At 72.2% G+C, this 18,353-nt stretch carries 19 protein-coding genes; 9 read left to right on the forward strand and 10 right to left on the reverse strand.

The window, feature by feature from the left end; genetic code table 11:
- Nucleotides 1–203: 203 nt before the first annotated feature.
- Nucleotides 204–1,373 (forward strand): xylose isomerase, encoded by a 1,170-nt coding sequence (xylA, locus tag OG379_RS33195; RefSeq protein ID WP_405666826.1) that lies wholly within the window; start codon nt 204–206, stop codon nt 1,371–1,373.
- A gap of 67 nt (nt 1,374–1,440) precedes the next feature.
- On the opposite strand, the gene OG379_RS33200 is transcribed toward xylA, so the two are convergent.
- The 5 genes from OG379_RS33200 to OG379_RS33220 form a co-directional block, all read right to left on the reverse strand.
- Nucleotides 1,441–2,697, reverse strand: coding sequence for an ROK family protein (locus tag OG379_RS33200; protein WP_405666827.1), 1,257 nt, complete (start codon nt 2,695–2,697; stop codon nt 1,441–1,443).
- Between the two features lie 65 nt (nt 2,698–2,762).
- Nucleotides 2,763–4,094, reverse strand: a complete 1,332-nt coding sequence (locus OG379_RS33205) for a phytase (RefSeq protein WP_405666828.1) — start codon at nt 4,092–4,094, stop codon at nt 2,763–2,765.
- Between the two features lie 148 nt (nt 4,095–4,242).
- Nucleotides 4,243–4,806, reverse strand: coding sequence for a DUF305 domain-containing protein (locus tag OG379_RS33210; protein ID WP_405668731.1), 564 nt, complete (start codon nt 4,804–4,806; stop codon nt 4,243–4,245).
- A gap of 80 nt (nt 4,807–4,886) precedes the next feature.
- Nucleotides 4,887–5,537, reverse strand: coding sequence for a DUF3105 domain-containing protein (locus OG379_RS33215; protein ID WP_405666829.1), 651 nt, complete (start codon nt 5,535–5,537; stop codon nt 4,887–4,889).
- Between the two features lie 117 nt (nt 5,538–5,654).
- Nucleotides 5,655–6,077, reverse strand: a complete 423-nt coding sequence (locus OG379_RS33220) for a hypothetical protein (RefSeq protein WP_405666830.1) — start codon at nt 6,075–6,077, stop codon at nt 5,655–5,657.
- A 70-nt stretch (nt 6,078–6,147) separates the two neighbouring features.
- Between OG379_RS33220 and OG379_RS33225 the strand changes: the two genes are divergently transcribed.
- A complete protein-coding gene (locus tag OG379_RS33225) occupies nt 6,148–7,068 on the forward strand; it encodes a phospholipid scramblase-related protein (RefSeq protein ID WP_405666831.1) in 921 nt (306 codons plus the stop codon).
- Between the two features lie 31 nt (nt 7,069–7,099).
- On the opposite strand, the gene pcaD is transcribed toward OG379_RS33225, so the two are convergent.
- The 4 genes from pcaD to pcaH are packed head-to-tail and all read right to left on the reverse strand — an operon-like array spanning nt 7,100 to nt 10,894.
- Nucleotides 7,100–8,257, reverse strand: a complete 1,158-nt coding sequence (gene pcaD / locus OG379_RS33230) for a 3-oxoadipate enol-lactonase (RefSeq protein WP_405666833.1) — start codon at nt 8,255–8,257, stop codon at nt 7,100–7,102.
- Entirely contained in the window at nt 8,254–9,579 is a 1,326-nt protein-coding gene (gene pcaB, locus OG379_RS33235) for a 3-carboxy-cis,cis-muconate cycloisomerase (protein WP_405666834.1), read from the reverse strand. The genes pcaD and pcaB overlap by 4 nt, the downstream gene beginning before the upstream one ends.
- On the reverse strand, nt 9,579–10,151 hold the full coding sequence (pcaG, locus tag OG379_RS33240; protein ID WP_405666835.1) for a protocatechuate 3,4-dioxygenase subunit alpha: 573 nt from the start codon (nt 10,149–10,151) through the stop codon (nt 9,579–9,581). Before pcaG ends, pcaB begins: the two co-directional genes overlap by 1 nt.
- Nucleotides 10,151–10,894: a protocatechuate 3,4-dioxygenase subunit beta gene (gene pcaH / locus OG379_RS33245; protein ID WP_405668732.1), complete on the reverse strand. Its 744-nt coding sequence runs from the start codon at nt 10,892–10,894 to the stop codon at nt 10,151–10,153. The genes pcaG and pcaH overlap by 1 nt, the downstream gene beginning before the upstream one ends.
- 210 nt (nt 10,895–11,104) lie before the next feature.
- Here pcaH and OG379_RS33250 point away from each other — a divergent pair, with 210 nt between their 5' ends.
- Complete coding sequence (locus OG379_RS33250; protein ID WP_405666836.1) at nt 11,105–11,572, forward strand: MarR family winged helix-turn-helix transcriptional regulator; 468 nt, start codon at nt 11,105–11,107, stop codon at nt 11,570–11,572.
- Nucleotides 11,573–11,584: 12 nt separating this feature from the next.
- On the opposite strand, the gene OG379_RS33255 is transcribed toward OG379_RS33250, so the two are convergent.
- Nucleotides 11,585–12,337, reverse strand: a complete 753-nt coding sequence (locus OG379_RS33255) for a VOC family protein (RefSeq protein ID WP_405666837.1) — start codon at nt 12,335–12,337, stop codon at nt 11,585–11,587.
- 159 nt (nt 12,338–12,496) lie between these two features.
- Here OG379_RS33255 and OG379_RS33260 point away from each other — a divergent pair, with 159 nt between their 5' ends.
- From OG379_RS33260 to OG379_RS33285, 6 genes are all read left to right on the forward strand, one after another.
- Entirely contained in the window at nt 12,497–14,185 is a 1,689-nt protein-coding gene (locus OG379_RS33260) for an FUSC family protein (RefSeq protein ID WP_405668734.1), read from the forward strand.
- Complete coding sequence (locus OG379_RS33265; protein WP_356716747.1) at nt 14,182–14,685, forward strand: MarR family transcriptional regulator; 504 nt, start codon at nt 14,182–14,184, stop codon at nt 14,683–14,685. The genes OG379_RS33260 and OG379_RS33265 overlap by 4 nt, the downstream gene beginning before the upstream one ends.
- Before the next feature lie 629 nt (nt 14,686–15,314).
- Nucleotides 15,315–16,940, forward strand: a complete 1,626-nt coding sequence (locus OG379_RS33270; protein ID WP_393766455.1) for a sensor histidine kinase — start codon at nt 15,315–15,317, stop codon at nt 16,938–16,940.
- Nucleotides 16,937–17,344, forward strand: a complete 408-nt coding sequence (locus tag OG379_RS33275; protein ID WP_014152870.1) for a roadblock/LC7 domain-containing protein — start codon at nt 16,937–16,939, stop codon at nt 17,342–17,344. Before OG379_RS33270 ends, OG379_RS33275 begins: the two co-directional genes overlap by 4 nt.
- Entirely contained in the window at nt 17,341–17,709 is a 369-nt protein-coding gene (locus OG379_RS33280) for a DUF742 domain-containing protein (RefSeq protein ID WP_104783578.1), read from the forward strand. Before OG379_RS33275 ends, OG379_RS33280 begins: the two co-directional genes overlap by 4 nt.
- Nucleotides 17,690–18,304, forward strand: coding sequence for an ATP/GTP-binding protein (locus tag OG379_RS33285; protein ID WP_393766454.1), 615 nt, complete (start codon nt 17,690–17,692; stop codon nt 18,302–18,304). The genes OG379_RS33280 and OG379_RS33285 overlap by 20 nt, the downstream gene beginning before the upstream one ends.
- Nucleotides 18,305–18,353 lie beyond the last annotated feature (49 nt).

Genomic DNA, 18,353 nt, shown 5'->3' on the forward strand with positions numbered 1-18,353 from the left:
CGGATTCCGGCGGTGCGGGTTTTGGGAGTGCGACAAACAAATTACGTGATCGACGGCGTCCGGAACAGAGGCGGCCCCCGTTTCGCCTTCCGGGGGGTTACGTCCACGCCGTGCCGTGTGCATAATTAATCATGTCAGTGAACAAATAGGTTCGGGGTACTGGCGACGGCTCCGGACCCCAGGCAGGCGAAGGCGGACACATCATGACGGATCGCTTCACCCCCACCCCCGCGGACAGGTTCACCTTCGGTCTCTGGACCGTGGGCTGGCGTGGCAACGACCCGTTCGGTGACGCGACGCGTCCCGCGCTGGACCCGGTCGAGTCGGTGGAGCGGCTCGCCGAGCTCGGTGCCCACGGAGTGACGTTCCATGACGACGACCTGATTCCGTTCGGGTCCTCCGAGGCCGAGCGGGAGCGGCTGATCGGCCGGTTCAAGGACGCGCTGGAGCGCACCGGGATGAAGGTCCCGATGGCCACCACGAACCTGTTCACGCACCCGGTGTTCAAGGACGGCGGTTTCACCTCCAACGACCGTGCCGTGCGGCGTTTCGCGCTGCGCAAGGTCATCCGCAACATCGACCTGGCCGTCGAGCTCGGCGCGAGCACGTATGTGGCCTGGGGCGGGCGTGAGGGCGCGGAGTCCGGCGGCGCCAAGGACGTGCGTGTGGCCCTGGACCGGATGAAGGAGGCCTTCGACCTGCTGGGCGACTACGTCACCGAGCAGGGCTACGACCTGCGCTTCGCGATCGAGCCCAAGCCCAACGAGCCCCGCGGCGACATCCTCCTGCCCACGATCGGCCACGCACTGGCCTTCATCGAGCGCCTGGAACGCCCCGAGATGGTCGGCGTGAACCCCGAGACCGGGCACGAGCAGATGGCCGGCCTGAACTTCCCCCACGGCATCGCCCAGGCCCTGTGGTCCGGCAAGCTCTTCCACCTCGACCTCAACGGCCAGTCCGGCATCAAGTACGACCAGGACTTCCGCTTCGGCGCCGGCGACCTGCGCCAGGCCTTCTGGCTCGTCGACCTCCTGGAGACCGCCGGCTACGACGGCTCCCTCCACTTCGACTTCAAGCCCGTGCGCACCGACGGCATCGACGGAGTCTGGGAGTCCGCGAAGAACTGCATGCGCAACTACCTCATCCTCAAGGAGCGCGCCGCCGCCTTCCGCGCCGACCCCGCCGTCCAGGAGGCCCTGACCGCCTCCCGCCTCGACGAACTCGCCCGCCCCACCGCCGACGACGGCCTCAAGGCCCTCCTCGCCGACAAGTCCGCCTACGAGGACTTCGACGCGACCGCCACCGCCGAACGCTCCATGGCCTTCGAAGCCCTCGACCAGCTCGCCATGGAACACCTCATCGGCGTCCGCTGACACCACCCCCCGGTGCCCGACGGCGACGTACCACCGCCGGGCCCCGGGGGTGCGGCCGGACCCGGTGTCAGGCGTCCGCGGACGCGGGCGGGGCGTACGCCACCGGGTCCGCCAGCACGTCCTGCACCACCAGCGCCGCCGCGCCCCGCGCCGCGTCACCCGCGACGGACGACGCGCGCAGCCTGCCGCCGCCCCGGGACCAGAGACCGGACACCACGCGGCCCGTCAGCTCCTCGTCGGCAGGGGGCGAGAGCCACGGCACCAGCCCGCGGTATATCCCGCCGAGCACCACCGCGTCCGGGTCGAACAGATTGACCGCGCCGGACAGCACCTGCCCCAGCATCCGGCCTGCGTCGGCCACGGCGGCCAGCGCCACGGGGTCGCCGGCCTGCGCCCGCCGCTCCAGCTCCATCACTCCGGCCGCCCCGCCCGCGGCCTCGTCGATGCCGGCCGCGCGCAGCAGAGCCGACTGGCCGGCGTACTGCTCCAGGCAGCCGCGCGAGCCGCAGCGGCACTCCGGGCCCGCGGGGTCCACCACCACGTGTCCGATCTCCCCGGCGAAACCGTGGGCGCCGCGCAGCAGTTCGCCGTCGAGCACCAGGGCTCCGCCGACACCGATCTCGCCCGTCAGATAGAGGAAGCTGCGGACCGTGTCGAGTCCGCCGAACCACAGCTCGGCCAGCGCCGCGAGGTTCGCCTCGTTCTCCGAGCGCACCGGCAGAGGCGCCGTGCCGGGGCGCAGTCCGGCGAGCGCCTCCGCGAACAGCTCCTCGGCGGCGACCTCGTTCCAGCCCAGGTTCGGCGCCTGGCGCACCGAACCGCCCGAGACGAGGCCCGGCAGCGCCAGCACCGTGCCGACCGGGTACAGATCCTGCTCCCGCGCCGAGTCCAGCGTGCGGGCGGCGATCGCCGCCGCCCGGGCCAGGACCTCTTCCGGCGGAGCCCCGCGGTTGTCCAGGTGCTCGGTCTGCCGCACCCGGCCGGTGCCCGCCAGATCCACGACACACACCGACACGTAGTCGATGTTGATCTCCACGCCGAGTCCGGCCGGCCCGGTGCGCGCCACCTTCAGGGCCGTTCCGGGGCGCCCGGCCTGACCGCTGAACGTCTTGCCCGACTCGGTCACGAAGCCGCTGTCCAGCAGCTGCTCGACCAGGGAGGACACCGCGGCACGGGTGAGCCCGACCCGGGCCGACACTCCGGCCCGGGTCGCCTCGCCGGCCTCGCCCTCGTCCCGCACGGCGCGCAGCACGAGGCTCAGGTTGTGGCGCCGCACGGTGTCCTTGTCGGCCTTGGACCCCAAGGGCGTGAGGTAGCTCTTCATATCGTCGACGAGCCTATGCGATGCCCTTGCGCACACCGCCCGCGGTACGAGGCCCGGCCCAGGCGCTACATGTCCGCCGCGTCCGTCACCGCGCCCAGGTCGACGAACTTGAAACCGGTCGCCTCCCGGCCCTCCTCGCTGCCCGACGCGGACGTCTCGTGCCCGTCCTGGACCACGAGCAGCCCGTGCGGGTAGCGGGAGCCGAGCGGAGCGTCGAGCACCGCGGCGCCGTCGCACTCCTCGCTGCCGTCGAGGTCCGCCGACACGGCGGTGACACGGAAGCCGCCCTCGTACTCGTTGTCCTCGGAGACCTCGCGGTCGTACAGCGCGAAGCTGTTGTCACCCTGACCGGACGCCATGAGGTAGCCGTCGCCGCCGGACTCCCGGAAGAGGGTCAGGCCCTCCACGTCGGCCGCCAGCCGCTTGCCGCCGAAGCCCGGGTCGGCGCCGGGGGCGCACTCCTCGGTCTCCGGGTCGTACGTCCCCGCCACGCCGTACTCCCGGACCTTGTCCACCAGGACCGGGCGCCCGGTCAGCGAGGCGGGCAGACGCCATATACCGACGTCCTCCTGTCCGGCGTAGAGCGTGCCGTCGTCCGGGTCGACGACCATGCCCTCGACCTGGGGCAGCTCGCCCGGCTCGCCGCACGGCGTCCACGAGGTGCCGTTCGGGAGCCGGAAGGACGAGGGGAGCGAGAGGGTGCGCACCTTCCGGTAGCCCACCGTGCCCGTCGCCGTCGGCCTCAGCTCCAGCAGCGCCAGGTCCGTGGTGTTGCGGCGGCTGACGAGTGCGTACGACCGCCCGGAGGAGCGGTCCTGCCAGGTGGCGAGGCCGTAGGCCGTCCGCTGCTCGTTGATCTCGGCCTGGTCCGACGAGAAGACCGGGGCGGCGTCGGGGTCCGTGACGTCCTTCAGCGGGCCGCCGGGCTGCGAGGGGTCGACGCGGTAGATGCGGAGGCGGTCGTTGCCGCGGTCGCTGACCACGGCCACGTCGGCGCGGCCGGACGGGGTGCGGAGCCCGGTCACGAGATCGACGTTGTTGAACCTGCCCGGGGCGTCGTCCTCCGTCGCGGGCGACGGTGCCGGGACCGACTGGACCAGGGAGGCGTCCAGACCGTAGACCCGCAGTCCGCCCTCCTTGGCGGTCGCGACGACCAGGCTGCGCCCGGGGTCGGCGTCGTTGCGCCAGATCGCGGGGTCGTCGGCGTTGGCGTTGCCGCCCGCCTCGTCGTCGTACAGCGGGGCCGTCTCGGCCGTCGCGCCGACGGACGGCAGCGACCGTGCCTGCGCGGGGGACAGCGGGACGAGAGTGATCAGTGCCGTGCCGAGGAGGGCGGTGGCCGCCAGCCGGGGGGAGCGGTGCATGCGCACGGATGCTTCCTGTCGTGAGAGGGACATGTCCATGACTCGTCAGGAAGTGTCGGGTGACCGAGCGGTGCGCCGGTGTCGCGTTCATGAGGGGGACATGGGCGCCAGGTGAATTCGCGGGGGCCGGCGGGTCCGGCGACGTGTGTCACCGGACCCGCCCGTCGCCCGCCCGCGGGGCTCAGGGCCGCGCGCCCCGGGCCTTCAGCATGTCCGCCATGAGTGAGATCTCAGACTCCTGGGCGCGGGCCATCCCCGCCGCCAGGTCCCTGATCTCGTCCGTGCCCGCCGAACCGGCGGCCGCCCGCGCCATGTCGGCCCCAGCACGGTGGTGGACGGTCATCAGCCGCAGGAAGAGCACCTCGGCGTCCCTGCCCTCGGCCGCGCGCAACGCCTCCAGTTGAGTGTCCGTCGCCATGCCCGGCATCAGGGAACCGTCGGACGGGGTGACCGGGTGGCCCATCCACTCCATCGGCGGCCGGTCCGAACTCTTGGGCCGGCCCCAGGACTCCAGCCAGCCCAGCATCATGCCCCGCTGATTGGCCTGCGTGTTGATGATGTCGTACGCGAGGCGGCGCACGTCCTCGTCCTCGGTGCGGTCCCGGACGATGAACGCCATCTCCACCGCCTGCTGATGGTGGACCGACATGTCCCGGGCGAACCCCACGTCGACGGAACTCTCCGTGGGGACGGCACCGGGCGCCCCGGAGTCCGACGACGAGGCCGCCGAGGGCCGCACGACCATCAGCAGCACGAGCCCGACGGCCACGACGAACACCGCGGCCCCCGACCACGCCAGCGAACGGGGAACGCGCGCGGACGGGGTCACTTGGCGACCCCGCCGGAGCAGGCGGCGCCCGGCTCAGGGGTCTGCGCGCCCTGGACGTACTTGGTGAAGAACTGGGCGACGCGGGCGTCGGTGGCGCTCTTCACGGTGAGCTGCTTGCCCCAGGCGCTGAGCATCAGCGGGTCCTTCTGGTCGGCCACGGGGCTCATCAGGGAGTAGGGCGTCTTGGCGACGCGCTCGGAGAGCGCCTTCACGTCCGCGTCCTTCGCCTTGTCGTTGTACGTGACCCAGACGGCGCCGTGCTCCAGGGAGTGGACGGCGTTCTCGTTCGGTATCGCCTCGGTGTAGACGTCGGCGTCGCAGTTCATCCAGACCGGGTTGTGGTTGCCGCCGACGGGCGGGTTCATGGGGTAGTCCACGGGTGTCTCGACGTGGTCCTGGGTCAGGTCGTCCCAGGACTTCTCACCGGTGACGGGCGACGTCCTGGCCTGCTCCTCGGCCTTGTCCTGCTCGTCGGCGGCCGACATCAGGTAGCCGCCACCGGCGACGAGGCCCGCGACCACGACGACGGCCGCGGTGATGGTGATGATGCGGCTGCGGCGCTCACGGGCCCGCTCCTTGCGGCGCGCCTCGTCGAGCTTGGCGCGGCGTGCGGCGGCGGGGGTGTTCTGGTTCTTGGGGGAAGCCATGTCTGGTCCTCGGGTTCGGCGGATCGCGTGCGCGGACGCGCGTCACGCGGGGGAACGGGCACACGGACGAGCCACCTGCCGCGCGCCGGAGGCGGCGCGGGAGGTGGATCCGGAGGCCTAGATCCGCTGGACCTGAAGGCGCAGGTGGTCGACAGCGCCCACGCTGTCGTTGGTGGGGCCCCGGATGGACACCGCGCCGGTGAACGGCGCGGTCCGGAGCGCCGCCGAGGGGCAGGGCAGGGCGACGGGGGAGGGGTGCGCGGGCAGCACGACGGCCGTCGAGTGGTCCGCGGTTCCGTGACAGGAACTGCCGATCCCGCGTTCGTCAGGGGCGTCGGCCACCACGACCGACGCGGCAGCCGAGGGCACCGGGGTGAAGGCCCTCGCGGCGGTGGCGGAAGGTGCCTCGGCGCGGGGCGAGGCCGTGGCCGCCGGTGAGCAGCAGAAGAACACCGCCACGAGCATCAGCGCCCAGACCGGGGCGACGGACAGGCCTCTGCCGCTCCGTCGCCGGTCGGTCCACACGCTCACTCTGGTCATCGCCGCCATCGTAGATGGTGTGTGAATCTTCAATGACTCGGCCCACAGACTGGCAGGATAATGTGCCCCGGTGACGACGCAATCGAACGTACCTGCTGGTTGGCATCCGGATCCCCATGGCGCGCCCCAGTTGCTGCGCTACTGGGACGGCTCCCGGTGGACCGAGCACACGCACCCGGCCCAGGGGCAGGCGCCCGCCCAGGCCCAGGCCCCCGCTCAGGCCCCCGCTCAGGCTGTCCAGCACCAGGCCGCCCAGCCGCAGGCCGCCCACCCGTACGCCGGGCAGTCGAACTCCGGGGTGCCGCAGCAGCAGGCGCCCGCCCAGCAGTTCGCCCCCCAGCAGGCGGCGGCCCCCCAGCAGGCCGTTCCCCAGCAGGCCGGACCCGGCGGCGGCACGCTCTTCAACCAGCAGGTCCTGGTCGTGAACCAGAAGGCCAAGCTGATCGAGCTCACCAACGAGTACAGCGTCTTCGACCAGCAGGGCAACACCCTCGGTTCGGTCGTCCAGGTCGGTCAGAGCGCCGTGCGCAAGGTGCTCAGGTTCGTATCCAGCGTCGACCAGTACCTCACGCACCGCCTGGAGATCCGCGACGCCTACGGGCAGCCGCAGCTGCTCCTGACCCGTCCGGCGAAGTTCATCAAGTCCCGGGTCGTCGTCCAGCGCCCGGACGGACAGCCCGTGGGCGAGATCGTCCAGCAGAACGCCATCGGCAAGATCAACTTCGCCATCATGGTCGACGGCCGGCAGATCGGTGCGATCAAGGCCGAGAACTGGCGCGCGTGGAACTTCGCCATCGTCGACCACAACGACGCCGAGATCGCCAGGATCACCAAGACCTGGGAAGGCCTGGCGAAGACGATGTTCACCACGGCGGACAACTACGTGCTGCAGATCCACTACCAGCTGCCCGAACCGCTTTTGAGCCTCGTCGTGGCGACGGCACTCACCGTGGACACCGCACTCAAGCAGGACGCCCGCGGCCTCGGCTGATCCTCCGGGGCCGGGGCCGCCTGCCCCGGCCTCAGGCCTGCGCCGTCCCCTTCCGCTCCGCCTCCGCCAGCTCAGCCAGCACGCGTTCCGCCACCGCGAACGCCGAATTCGCCGCAGGGACCCCGCAGTAGACCCCTGTCTGCAGGAGCGCGGCCCCGATCTCCTGGGGACTGAGCCCGTTGCGCACCGCCGCGCGGACGTGCATCGCCAGCTCACCGTGGTGGCCGTGCGCGACCAGGGCGGTGAGCGTGATCAGGCTGCGTTCGCGCCGGGACAGCGTGGGGTCGGTCCAGATCTCGCCCCAGGCGTAGCGGGAGATGAAGTCCTGGAAGGGTGCGGTGAACTCCGTGGTCGCGGCCTGCGCCCGGTCCACGTGCGCATCGCCGAGGACCTCGCGCCGCACCGCCGTCCCGCTCCCGCGCTCCCCGGGCGCGAAGTGGGCGCGCAGCGCCTCCCGTACGGCCGCCGGACGTTCGGCGGCAGCCAGGTGGGAGGCGCCCGGCAGTTCGGTCAGCGCGGCTCCGGGGATCCCGTCGGCGATCTCCCGGGCGTGCGCGGGCGGCGTCGCAGGGTCCTCGCGGCCCGCGACGACCAGTGTCGGAGCCCGTACCTCCGACAGCCCGGGCCGCAGATCACAGTCGGCGAGCGCGTCGCAGCACGCGGCGTACGCACCGGGGTCCGTGCCCAGGAGATCGTCGAGCAGCCGGGGTTCGGTGAACCCGGGTGTGAACCAGCGGCCCGCCGCGCTCTCCGCCACCTTGCCGAGGCCCTCGGCGCGCACGAGGGCCGCGCGCTCCCGCCATGGGCCCGGGTCGCCGAAGTGGGCGGAGGAACAGACGACGGCCAGGCGGTCGACGCGCTCCGGGTGGTGGACGGCGAGCCAGAGGCCCACGGCGCCGCCCAGCGACACCCCGGCGTACGAGAAACGGTCCAGCGACAGCGAGTCGGCGAGATCCAGGACCAGGGAGCCCAGGTCGGCGATCCCGGCCCCGGGCCCGATCAGACCGGCCGGCGAGCCGCCGTGGCCCGGCAGGTCCCACCGTACGACCCGGTGGGCGGCGGAGAGTTCGGGGGCTACCCCGTCCCAGAGCGCCGTGGAGGTGCCCAGCGACGGGCCGAGCAGCAGCGGGGGAGCGCTCGCGGGCCCTTCGGCGGTGTGGTGGAGAAGACGGTCGGGTGTCATGGTCATCGGCGCTCCAGAGCGCGGTCGGTGAGGGGGCCGGCGCAGCCGGTGTAACGGGCAGGGTCGGTCAGTTCCGCGAGATCCAGGCCCTCGAAGGCGGGCTCCCCGGCGAGGATCTCCGACAGCGGTCCGCCCCCGTCGCGGGCACGGCCGACGGCCTCGGTGAGGATCTCCTTGGCGCGGGCAGGTCCCACCCGGCCGGCGGCGACGTCGGCCAGCCGCTCCGAGACGATGAGCCCGCCGGTCAGTCCCAGGTGGCTCCGCATGGCCGACGGGAACACCTGGAGTCCCTCGGCGAGTTCCGCAGCGTCCCGCGCGGCCCCGCCGACGAGGCGCAGCAGATCGCGCAGCGGCTCCCATTCGGCGTGCCAGGCTCCCGCGGGCCGCTCGTCCTCGGCGGCGAGCGAGCCGTACAGCGTGGCCGCCTGCCCCGGCGCGCGGCGCGCCGCGGCGGCGATCAGGGTGGCACGGACCGGATTGGCCTTGTGCGGCATCGCGGAGGAGCCGCCGCCGGATCCCTCCGCCACCTCGGCGATCTCGGTACGCGACAGGGTCAGCACATCGGCGGCGGCCTTGCCGAGCGCACCCGCCGTGAAGGCGAGCGCACCGGCCAGGTCCGCGACCGGGGTGCGCAGGGTGTGCCACGGCAGCATCGGCTCGGCCAGGCCCAGCTCCCGGGCGTAGGCCGCGACGAGCGTCGGCCCCGCCCCGTCCCCGTCGGCGGAGAAGGCCGCGAGCGTGCCCGCCGCGCCGCCGAGCTGCACGGGAAGCGCACCGCGGACAGCCCGCAGGCGGTCGCGCGCGTCGAGCACCAGCGACCGCCAGCCGGCGGCCTTGAGACCGAAGGTCGTCGGCACGGCGTGCTGCGTCAGGGTGCGGCCGGGCATCGGCGTGTCACGATGCCCGGCGGCCAGCAGCTCCAGCGCGTCGGCGGTCCGCCCCAGGTCGTCGAGGACGAGTGCCAGGGTCCGCGACGCCACCAGCATCGCCGCCGTGTCGAGGATGTCCTGGCTGGTCGCGCCCCGGTGCACGAACGGCCGCGCGTCCTCGTCGACCGCCGCCGTGAGGGCGGCGACGAGCGGGATCACCGGATTGCCGCCGGACCGCGCCCGCAGCGCCAGCTCCCGTACGTCGAACCTGTCGGGGTCGGCCGCCGCGGTGACCGCCCGCCCCGCCTCGGCGGGGGCGAGCCCGGAGGCGGCCTGCGCCCGGGTGAGCGCCGCCTCGGCGTCCAGCAGCGCCCGCAGGAAGGCGTGGTCGCCGGTGGCGGTCTCGGCGGCGGAGCCGGCCCGCCCGGGGGCGAGGAGGCCGGCGTCGCTCTCGTGCATCAGCTGAACTCCAGGAAGACCGTCTCGTCGTCGCCCTGGAGACGGATGTCGAAGCGGTAGGTGCGGGGGTCCGTGCGTGTCGCGATCAGTGTGGCGCGTCGCTCCGCGTCCAGCGACTCCAGCAGCGGATCGGCGTCGCCCGCGCGCTCGTCGAGCAGATCGGGAAGATACACACGGGTGTAGAGGTGGTGGACCAGGCCGCGGGCGAACACCGCCGCACTGAGATACGGGACGCCGCCGGGCCGGAGCGTACGCACGAACCAGCGCCCGGCCGCGTCCGTCGGCGCCCGTCCGAAACCGGTGAAGTCCACGCCGTCGCGCCCGATCACCTTGCCCGACGAGGGGTCGTGGCGCAGTGACCCCGGGAGGCCGGTACGCGAGCCGTCGGGCGCGGGCTGCCAGGTCTCCACGATCGCGTCGGGCACGGGCTCGCCCCGGCCGTCGAGCACGTGGCCGTGCACCGTGACCGTATCGGGGTGCCCGGCCGGGGCGACCTCGCTGCCGCCCGGGAAGGGCAGCGCGTAGCCGTAGAACGGTCCCACGGTCTGGGAGGGGGTCGGGGCGTGGGACATCAGGCGTCGCCTTCTTCCTCGGTCCAGGTGGCGCACGGTCCGTCGAGGACGATGTCCCAGCGGTAGCCGAGGGACAGCTCGGGAACGGACAGATCGTGGTCGTACGTCGATATGAGCCGCTCGCGCGCGGCCTGGTCGGTGACGGACCTGATCACCGGGTCGTAGGGGAGGAGCGGATCGCCCGGGAAGTACATCTGGGTGATGAGCCGCTGGCTGAAGGACGTACCGAACAGCGAGAAGTGGATGTGCGCGGGGCGCCAGGCGTTGGTGTGGTTGCGCCACGGGTAGGCGCCCGGCTTGACGGTCGTGAACGCGTAACCGCCGTCGTCATCGGTCAGGCAGCGTCCGAAGCCGGTGAAGTTCGGGTCGAGCGGGGCCGGGTGCTGGTCGAGCTGGTGGGCGTAGCGCCCGGAGGCGTTGGCCTGCCACACCTCGACGAGCTGACCCCGCACCGGCCGGCCCGCCCGGTCAAGCACCCGGCCGGTGACGGTGATCCGCTCGCCGAGCGGCTCGCCGTCGTGCTGGGCGGTGAGATCGCGGTCCAGCGCGGTCACATCGGTGACACCGAAGGCCGGGCCGGACAGCTCGACCGCCTCCGGGTCGCGCAGGGGGATGAGCGAGCGGTGCGGGTGGCGGAAGTGGCTGCTGCGGTACGGGGGATAGTCGCGCGGCGGGTGGTGGGCGCCCGGCTCGGCAGCCGCCTGGGCCCTGGCCACCTCGGAGTCGATCTCCTGCTGGCTCATCCCGTCGGGCAGCGGATATGCGGGAAGGTCACGTGCGGTCATGTCACGGCTCCGTGAATTGCTGAAATGCTCAGTACACTGAGTAAAATGCGATGGCCATGAAGCTACCCAGGGCAGACTGTTGAGGTCAAGGCCCTCAGTACACTGTCTATCTCGGCACCCCGGCCGACGGAGCCGACGGCCGACGGTCGTCAGAGAGAGGGCGGTGCCGTGCAGGCGGTCGACCTGAGCACCCACCCCGGGCATCTGGCCCGGCGTCTTCAGCAGGCGCACCACCTGCTCTGGAACACCATGGTCTCCCAGGAGATCACCTCGCCCCAGTTCGCCGTCCTCAACGCCCTGACCGCGGAACCGGGCCTCGACCAGCGGACGGTGGGGGAGCGGGTCGGCCTCGACCGGTCCACCGTCGCCGAGGTGATCACGCGCCTGCTGCGCCGTGAGCTCCTGGACAAGGTGCGTGACCCCGGCGACGGGCGGCGCTTCCTGCTCCGGCTCACCGACGAGGGCGTCCGGACCCACCGACGGCTCGCCCTGCGCACGGTCGGGATGAACCAGGTCTTCCTCGGCCCGCTCTCCGCGGAGGAGCAGGAGACGCTCTTCGGTCTGATGCGCCGGGTGGCGGACGCGGCCGAGGCCTTCCGTGAGCCGGAAGAGGCCGCGTCCGCCACCCGGCGGTGACGGCGGGGCACCTCAGGGCGTGTGGATGCCGAACCGCGCCCCCTGCGGGTCGCGGAGCACCGCGACCCAGGGCCCGCCCGGGATGTGCGTCGGGGGTGCGAGCGGCTCGCCGCCCGCGGTGAGGGCCCTGGCGGCGGTGGTCTCGGTGTCGGACACCGTGAAGTAGGGCAGCCAGTGCGGTGGCGCCTCGGCCCGTTCGTCGTCGTCCTGCACCTTCATGCCGCCGAAGTCGGCCCCGTCCGCGCCCCAGTGGGTGAAGTGCGCGGAACTGCTCACCGTCCAGTCGAACACCGACGGGTAGAAGGCGAGTGCGCCCTGCGGATCGGGGGTGTGGAGCTCGGCCCAGCCCAGGGCGCCCGGGTCGTTCAGGCGCCCCGCGCCCCGGAAGGCCCGGGCCTGCCAGAGGGAGAACACCGCGCCCGACGGGTCGGCGGCCACGGCGAATCTTCCCTGGTCGAAGACGTCCATCGGCCCCATCAGCACCGTGCCGCCCGCCGAGCGCACGGCATCGGCCGTGGCGTCCGCGTCCTCGGTGGCGAAGGAGACGGTCCAGGCGGGCTGCTGCTCCGGCCGGTAGAGCGGACTGAAGGCCGCGACGGCGTCCTCCCCGAGGCGCGCCGTCGTGTAGCCGCCCGCCTCGGGCCGTGGATCGGTCTCGGACCGCCAGCCGAAGAGTCCCGCGTAGAACGCCTGGGCGGCCTGCACGTCCGGGGTGCTCAACTCGACCCAGCAGGGTCCACCGGGCACCGGTTCCATGGGCTTCATGCAGGTTCCTCCCGAGGCGCGCCGACAGTCACGTTCCTACGCTGTTGTGCAGCACGCTAGGGCCGTGCGGAGAGGGCGGCTACCGGAAGCGGCCGGGTGCGAACGCAGGTATTTTACGTGTGTAACACCTGCTAAAGTAAATGGGTGAGTGATACAGCCATGCGACCCCGGAAGCCATCCGTCCACAAACTGCCGGTCACCGGTGCCCTGCGGCTGAACAGCCCCGCGGAGATCTGGTACAAGCCCGCGCTGAGCGTGGTGGTCGCCTCGGCCGTCCCGAATATGCTGCTGTACTCCCTCGACCGCCTTGACCTCGTCATGTACACGATGGCGGGATCACTCTGCGCGCTCTACGGACACAACCTGCCGTACGCCCGTAGGGCCCACACCGTCCTGCGCGTGATCCTGGGGATGGCGGCGGGCCTCGCCGTCGCCCTGGTGGCCGCCTCGCTCACGGACTCGACCGCCGTACTGATCGGTGTCGGCGCGCTGCTCGCGGCCGTGCAGAAGACCTTCTGCGACGCGACGCGCATCGGCCCGCCCGGCAACGTGATCTTCGCCTTCGTCACGTCCGCCGCGCTCTTCGCCCCGCAGGAGCTCGGGCAGGTGCCGGGGCACATGGCCCTGATGCTCGCCGCCGGCGCCTTCTCATGGCTGGTCACCGCCGGCCCGGCCCTGTGGCACAGGGAGGGGCCCGAGCGTCTCGCCACCGCCCGCGCACTCGACGCCGCCGCGGCGCACGCGGCGAGTCCCGACGCCCGGACCCGGCACGCCGCGGCCGCGGCGGTCCAGGCCGCCTGGCAGTCACTGCTCGCCGCCGGGCGCCCCACCCCCGTACGTCAGGAGCTCGAGCGGCTCGTCGTCCACGCCGAGCGGGCCCTCGCCACCACGGCGTCCGGCGGTCATGTCCCCGGCGCCGGCCCCGACGAGCTCCGCCGGTGGGCGGCGGGGACCCGGGCCCGCGGCCCCGTACCCACCCCGCCCCCCGCACCCGGCACGGTGGAACAGCTCTTCGGGATCGACGCCGAGCGGGCCGGACAGCGGATGCGGCGCGGCCGGCGCGAGGCCCGGCGCAGGCTGCTCCGCGCACTCGGCCCCGGCTCCCCGGTGCTGCCGGTCGCCTTCCGTACGCTCGTCGGCTGTGCCCTGGCCGGCTACGTGTCCTCGGCGCTCGGCGTCGGGCACCCGTACTGGGCCATCGTCACCGCGGCCTCCGTCTACCAGCCCAACCTCACCCTCTCCTGGAGCAGGGCCCTCCAGCGGACCGTCGGCAACCTTCTCGGCGTGCTGGTCTTCGCGGCCGTCATCCCGCTCGCCCGGGTGAGCCCGCTCGTCCTCGTCCTGTGCGTCCTGTTCTTCAACTTCGCGGCCGAGGCCCTGATCACCCGCAACTACTGGCTCGGTTCCGTCGCCGTCACCCCGATGGCCCTGCTGATCCTGGAATTCGGCGGGTTCCAGCCGGCCGGTGAACTCATCGCCGACCGCGCCCTGGACACCCTCGTGGGCGTCGCGGTCGGCTTCCTCGCCGTGATCGCCGTGACCAACCGCCGGGCGTCCGGGCGCGTGGAGCGGGCCCTCGCCGCGGCAGCGGACGCCCGGGACCGTGCCGAACGGGCGGTCGCCGACCCGGCAGTCGACGCCCTCGCGCTCGAAACGGCGCGCAGGAGGCTGACCGCCTCGCTCGTCGAGCTGCGCGACGCCAGTGACATCGCGTCGGGCGAGTGGTGGCAGCGCGCCCTGCCCGAGGAAGAGCTGCTGGCGGCCGAGCAGGCGGGACACCGTACGCTCGCGGCGACAGCACAACGGCAGGGGTTGATCTCCCTGCCCCCGGCGAACGGAGCGGTGTGACCGACGACATCGTGGCCTCGGTGGTACGGCAGTGGCAGGCCGTCAACCCGGGGCTCGACACGGGACCGATGGAACTCATCGGCCGCATCAACCGCTGCGCGGCTCTGCTCCAGCAGGCCGAGGACGCCCCCTTGCGGGCCGCGGGGCTCACCCGTGCCGAATTCGATCTGCTCGGCGCGATGCGGCGCACCGACCGTGAGCTCACGCCGGGCGAGCTGGCCCGCGAGACCTTCTCGTCCGGAGCCGCCGTCACCAAGCGGCTGCGCGCCCTGCAGGAGTCCGGCCTGATCGGCCGCCGGAGCGATGCCAGGGACCGCAGGGTCGCCCACGTCGGTCTGACGGAGGCGGGGCGTGACCTCGTCGACCGCCTGCTCCCCGAACAGCTCGCCTACGAGCGGTCGGTGCTCTCCGGGCTCGACGAGGAGACCCGCAGCGGTCTCAGCGGACAGCTCGGCGAGCTGCTGGTGCAACTGGAGGGCCGGCTCGGCGGCCGCCGCTGAGGCCGCGCCGCTCCGACGCGGACCGGGAAGGGGCGAGCCGGCCTCCGGGCGGCGGGGGCCCTCACCGACGGTGAGGACCGCTCGGGCGGGTGACGGCCGCGCGGCCCTCGGCCGGCTGCCCGGCGGCCGGACGGCGTGGCCCGCGCGAATTCCGCGCCGAAGCTTCGTACATCCGTCCGTCGCTCAGGGATCTGCTCCTTTCGATCCGATTCGATCGCATGTGCCCTTGTCCTGCTCTGAGGTGCACTTCTATTCGTATGCGCTGATGGTTATCGCTCGCGCGTACGCATTATTTCTCGTTTCTGCTGGAAATTCGCAGTCCGTCGCGGAGGCTCGGAAGGCTCCGGTGTCCCGCAGGGTGGGACACGTGAGTCCACTTTCTTCCGATTCCCGTGAGGCGTCACTCCCCGCGCACGCTCGACGGCGTTGAGTGCGAAAACTGGCGAGTGTATTACCGCCCGCGTGCTCGCGCAGGGGGTTGGGCGAATATGCCGAAGCGCTGTTCTGATCTGGCTAGGCTCACGCGCAGTGAAGTCGAGTTGATATGCATTCGAGCACTTGTTCGTAAATGTGCGCACTAGTGCTGTGCATCCCGAATACCTTCCCGAATCAACCGCCAGAGGGTTTAGATGGTCCGTGTTGAATCACCGCCGACCAACAGAGACATCCCCGTAGTGCGCGCAGCGCTCCTGCCCGTCGTGCTGATGGCCGGCGCGACCGCCGCAGGCGCGGTGCCGGTCACCGGGGCCACACGGGCGGCAGTCGTCTGGTGCGGCGCGATCGCCACAGTCGTGGTCGCCACGCTCACCGTCGTGCTGAACCGCCGGCGCCGGGCGATGCGTGTCCAACGCGCCGAGTACGAACAGCGCATCGCCGCCCTGGAACACCGCGTCGCCTCGTACGACCAGGAGACCGAACGGCTCAGCAAGGAACTCCTGCCGGCCGCGATCCGCAGGCTGCGGGCCAGCAACTCGCCGCAGGAGGTGATGCGCGACATCGTCGACGCGGACGCGTCGTACCGGAACCTCCCCAAGGCGCAGCGCGCCCTGGTCCTCCAGGTCCTCGACATCATCGACAACGAAGAGGCGATGCGTGACTCCGCGCAACGCGCCTTCGTCAGCGTCGCCCGCCGGGTCCAGGCCATCGTCCACCGGCAGGCCAGTGAACTCCGGGAGATGGAGGACCACCACGGGCGCAACCCCGATGTGTTCGACGACCTGCTCCGCATCGACCACGGCACCGCGCTGATCGGCCGGCTCGCCGACTCCATCGCCGTACTCGGCGGCGCCCGCCCCAGCCGCCAGTGGCCCAAGGCCGTACCGCTGTTCAGCGTGCTGCGCGGCGCCATGTCCCGGATCCTGGAGTACCAGCGCGTCGATCTGCACTCGATCGCCAAGGTCGCCATCGTCGGGACCGCGGTCGAGCCGCTCATCCACGCCTGCGCCGAACTCCTGGACAACGCGACGCGTTACTCGCCGCCCCAGACCCGGGTGCACGTCACCGCGGTCGAGGTGCAGACCGGCATCGCCATCGAGATCGAGGACGGCGGCGTCAGCCTCAGCGAGGAGGCCCGTGCGCGGGCCGAGAACATGCTCGCCCAGGCACAGGCCGGCATCAACATGAACGACCTGGGGGAGTCCCCGCGCCTCGGCATGGCCGTCGTCGGCCGCCTCGCCCGCATGTACCAACTCCAGGTCTCCCTGCGGCAGTCCGCGTACGGAGGGGTCCGCGCCGTACTCATCGTGCCCCGCGACATGATCACCACCGGTCCGGCTCCCGGCATCGCGCACGGCATCGGCGCCACCTCGCGGCCCCAGAGCTCGCTCGACATGTCGCAGATGAAGCACGTCGTCCCGCCGCGCGGCAAGCACAAGGCGCGCCCCGCCGCGACCGGGCCCGTCCCGTCGCTCGCGACCCCGGCGCCGGCCCCCGCGCCGGCCGCGTCCGCCGCACGGTCCGCGCCCACCGCGTCGGCCATGGGCGACGACGAGATCGTCGTGACCGAGTGGACCGAGGGCGGACTCCCGCAGCGCCGGAGCCGAGGGCGCGCGCCCCTCGGTTCGCACAACCTCCCGCAGCAGTCGGCATCGGCTTCGGAGCCCGCCGCCCGCAACGGGCACAACGGACAGGGCGGCGGCACGGCACCGCCCGGTCTCTGGCTGGAGGCCTTCACCCAGGCCGTCAACGGAGTGCCCAAGGAGCCGAAGCACGACACAGAACCTGACGACGTGTGGGACAAGGGAGACGAGAAGTGATCCAGCAGCGGGGAAACATGGACTGGATGCTCAAGGAACTGGCCGACGACGTACCGAGCATCCACCAGATCGTGGTGCTCTCCGCCGACGGCCTCCGCATCGCCCGGCACGGCGGCGACCCCGACGTCGCCGACCGTCTCGCCGCCGCCTGTGCCGGGCTGCAGAGTCTGGCCGCGGCCGTCGCCACCGAGATCCCCTACAGCGACGGCCTGATGAAGCTCGTCGTCATCGAGGTCACCGGAGGGTTCTTCTACCTGATGGCGGCGGGCGCCGGCGCCTACCTCGCGGTCCTCGCCGGCGAGACGGTCGACGCCGGACTGGTGGGTGCCCGCATGCGCGACATGGTCGTCCGTATCGGCGCCCACCTGACGAGTCCTCCGCGCCACGACGGGCAGGCCGGATGAGTCCTCCCCGGCGAGAACGCCGTAAGGCCGACCCGGCGGTGAGCGACCCGGAACGGCTGTACGTGATCACCGGCGCCCCCGACGGTGAGAGAGCTGAACTCGACCTCGTCACGATGGTGGTGGCGCAGGCCGAGCCGTCGCCGACGGTCCAGCCCGAGCAGGCCGCGATCCTGCGGCTCTGCAGGGCGCCGTTGTCCGTCGCAGAGATCTCGGCCTATCTGAGCCTTCCCTTCAGTGTGGTCACCTCGCTCCTGACAGAACTCCTGGCGACCGAACTGATCGAGTCGCGCGCGCCCATCGTCCGCGCCGCGCTCCCGGACCGGTCCCTCCTCGAAGCGGTGATGCATGGACTTCAGAAGCTCTGACACGATCACGGGCCCCCGCAGCGAGGACGTCCTCCCCGACACGGCCACGGCCGCGGTGAAGGTCGTCGTCGTCGGAGGGTTCGGGGTCGGCAAGACGACCATGGTCGGCTCGGTGAGTGAGATCCGGCCCCTGACCACCGAAGAGACCATGACGCAGGCCGGTGTCGGCGTGGACGACAACGTGGGTGTGGAGACCAAGACCGCCACCACCGTCGCCATGGACTTCGGGCGGATCAGCCTCAGCGACGAACTGATCCTCTACCTGTTCGGTACCCCCGGGCAGGAGCGCTTCTGGTTCCTCTGGAACGGACTCTTCGAAGGAGCGCTCGGAGCCGTCGTCCTCATCGACACCCGTCGGCTCCAGGTCAGTTTCGACGTCATCGGCAGGCTGGAGGAGCGTGGCGTCCCGTTCGTGGTGGCCGTCAACACCTTCCCCGGCGCGCCGCGCCACCCCGTCGAGGCCCTGCGCAGCGCCCTGGACCTGCCGGACGAGGTCCCGATGATCGACTGCGACGCCCGGCTGCGCACCTCCAGCCGCGATGTGCTGATGACCCTGATGCGTTACCTGCACCGCCTTGCCGTGCCGCTCACCTGACGGCGGCACACACCTCTGCCTCTGAACGGGCCCTGTCCCCACTCGCCCG

This window comes from Streptomyces sp. NBC_01166 (assembly GCF_045039765.1).
Lineage (GTDB): Bacteria > Actinomycetota > Actinomycetes > Streptomycetales > Streptomycetaceae > Streptomyces.